At 42.9% G+C, this 2636-nt stretch carries 2 protein-coding genes; both read left to right on the top strand.

Annotated features, from left to right (window positions below; translation table 11 throughout):
- Positions 1-1178 (top strand): IS110 family transposase (locus M4I42_RS16545; protein ID WP_268853146.1); only part of this gene is annotated, 1178 nt, incomplete at its 5' end.
- A gap of 384 nt (positions 1179-1562) precedes the next feature.
- Complete coding sequence (locus M4I42_RS16540) at positions 1563-2522, top strand: hypothetical protein (protein WP_268853145.1); 960 nt, start codon at positions 1563-1565, stop codon at positions 2520-2522.
- Positions 2523-2636: the final 114 nt, after the last annotated feature.

Here is a 2636-nt window from a genome sequence, read left to right as displayed (position 1 = left end):
ATGAGCGAGGGAGGGTGTTAAAAAAGTCGTTTCCCGTTCCGCAATCTAGAGAAGGATTGGAATGGTTGTACCAGTGCATCGTGGAAGCCATGAAGGAATTTGGAAAAACCGAGGTGATCGTTGGCATCGAGCCAACGGGACATTATTGGCTGAATCTCGCCTATTTTCTTGATGAGAAAGGCATCCCTCTCGTCATGACAAACCCGATGCACGTGAAGCGATCCAAAGAGCTGGACGATAACCTTCCAACCAAGCATGATGCGAAAGACGCGCTCGTCATTGCCCGGTTAGTGAAAGACGGCCGATTCAGCTATCCGCGTATTCTGAAAGGGATGGAGGCGGAGCTGCGCGCAGGGGCGACGTTTCGCTCCAAATTGGTGGAAGAACAGGGAGCGATTCGAAATCAAATGATTCGCTGGCTTGATCGATATTTTCCGGAGTTTTCCCAAGTCTTCCCGTCATTTGGGAAAATGGCGCTCGCGGTGCTGGAATATACGCCATTTCCGAGTGATCTGGCAGGAAAAGAACTAGAAGAGGTGCTGGCCCTTTACCGGCAAAGTGAGGGATTACAATCGCCACAAAAACCGAAAGCGAAGAAGTTGATGGAATTGGCCCAACACTCCATTGGCGTAACGGAAGGACAACAGATGGCCCGTATCGAAATTGCCACGCTTGTCCGCCGGTACCGCCAACTGGAAGAAGAAATCGAGGCACTGACAGAGCAGCTGATCGAACTCGTACAGACATCGGTCGAGTACGAATGGTTGAAGACCGTTCCGGGCTTAGGCGATGCGACCATCGTAGAACTGTTATCAGAGATCGGGAGTTTCTCCCATTATCAGGATCCGCGGCAGCTTATCAAATTAGCGGGCCTGACGCTGCGGGAACATTCCTCCGGCCAACACAAAGGGCAAAAACGGATCTCGAAGCGTGGAAGAAGGCGGTTGCGCGCCCTTCTGTTCCGGGTGATGATGCCGATGATCCGCCACAACGAAGCGTTTCGGCAGCTGCACGACTATTACACGACACGTCCTGATAATCCGTTGCGGAAGAAGCAATCGATTGTGGTGTTATGCGGAAAATTATTGAAGGTATTGCACGCTGTATGTACGAAGCACCAAGCGTTCGATGCGAAGCGAATGATGCAGGACATCTTTGGCCTCGAAACGGCTGCTTGATGCCTATAGTCTCGATTCTCTAGACAACAAGGATGACACGGAGAAGCTGGCGCGATATCATCCATTCGACCTTGAGTCCCTAAAGGAGCTTAGCCGGCCTCTGCCTGATGACTAGACCGAACGAAGGAATGTAGGCACAAGGATGCCAAGAAACATGGGAGGGTTCGTCATCATCAGCGATGCAGAGATCCACGGTGCATCCCATACGCTTCCCCCACTACAACCAAATTTAACCAGTAGTGGCCGCGAAGCGTACCCAGTCAATGTAAGATATACACATATTTAAGAAATAATGTTAGAAACTTTGTCGAAAAATATTTTTTTGACACCCCTGAAACGGCTACAACCGTTGATATATCAACATTTATAGAGGGAGGAATTAAATTGGATTTTGAAAAATTATCTAAAGTAGTATGTGGATTAGCGATTACTTCTTTGTGTTTATTTTCTACAAATTTTGCATCGCCGGTGTTAGCTGACGAGAACAATAGTAGCTGGGTAGATTTAGATAATGATGGATTAGTAGACAAGGATTTAATGTCTAAAGAAGAGCGACAAAAATATGACAAACGTGTAAAAGAAATAGAAAGTTACTTTGATAAAATTGGAAGAACAAAAGCGAAATTAAATGCTTTAAAAAGACAGTTAAAAGCTAACGGGAAAGATTTAACAATAAGTAATGAAATTATTACTATCCAACAGGAACTTGATGATCTTGAGAACAATATAGAAAAAAATATAGGATTAAAGAAAATTAGTAAACAAGACTCTATAACAACATTAGCAACAGCTCCTTCTGATATTGATATGGATGGAACTATATATCTAGATGTATTTAACCCATCGCGGTATGTGGCTAGAGGAGATTGGGATTGGATCACATCAAATTGGCAGTATGATAGAAGTGGAACTGGAGATGTTGGAAAGTTAGATGCCTTTGGCTTAATTTTAGATGAGGAAATTGATATCTATAGTCATAGCATTAGAACTTACTGGAGCTATGATGGAAGAGAATCAACCCCGGGAGCAATTTATGATGATAAAGCAGAAAGTGATAATGGATGGGGATGGAAATGGCAAGACAAAATTAGTTATCAAACAACTAGCTTGGGGGCAACTGTTAAAACTTACAACTCAGGAAGTGGGATTGCCACTCTATATTTTAAATTTGAAAATCCAAGTACAGGCAGTGGTGATACAGTTGAAATATCAACAGAATATGCACATACATGGAACACAACTAATGTAGACAATATTAGTTTTTCTCTAACTGACATATCTTTCTCTTATTCTTCATCTTCTTCCAGATGGTCTGATGAAGAAAACTGGCCTATACAGTTATAAACTAAAAAGTGCAATAGCTCTTTTTTCACGTCAGGATTCTTAGCTAAAGTTATATATCCTCTTCTAAATTAATAATTTACTGTAGATCAAATTTAATTACACCCATAGTGCTAT

Source organism: Anoxybacillus sp. J5B_2022 (genome assembly GCF_026847645.1).
Lineage (GTDB): Bacteria > Bacillota > Bacilli > Bacillales > Anoxybacillaceae > Anoxybacteroides.
The sequence above is the reverse complement of the archived record's forward strand: the minus strand, read 5'-3'. Positions and strand labels throughout refer to the sequence as shown.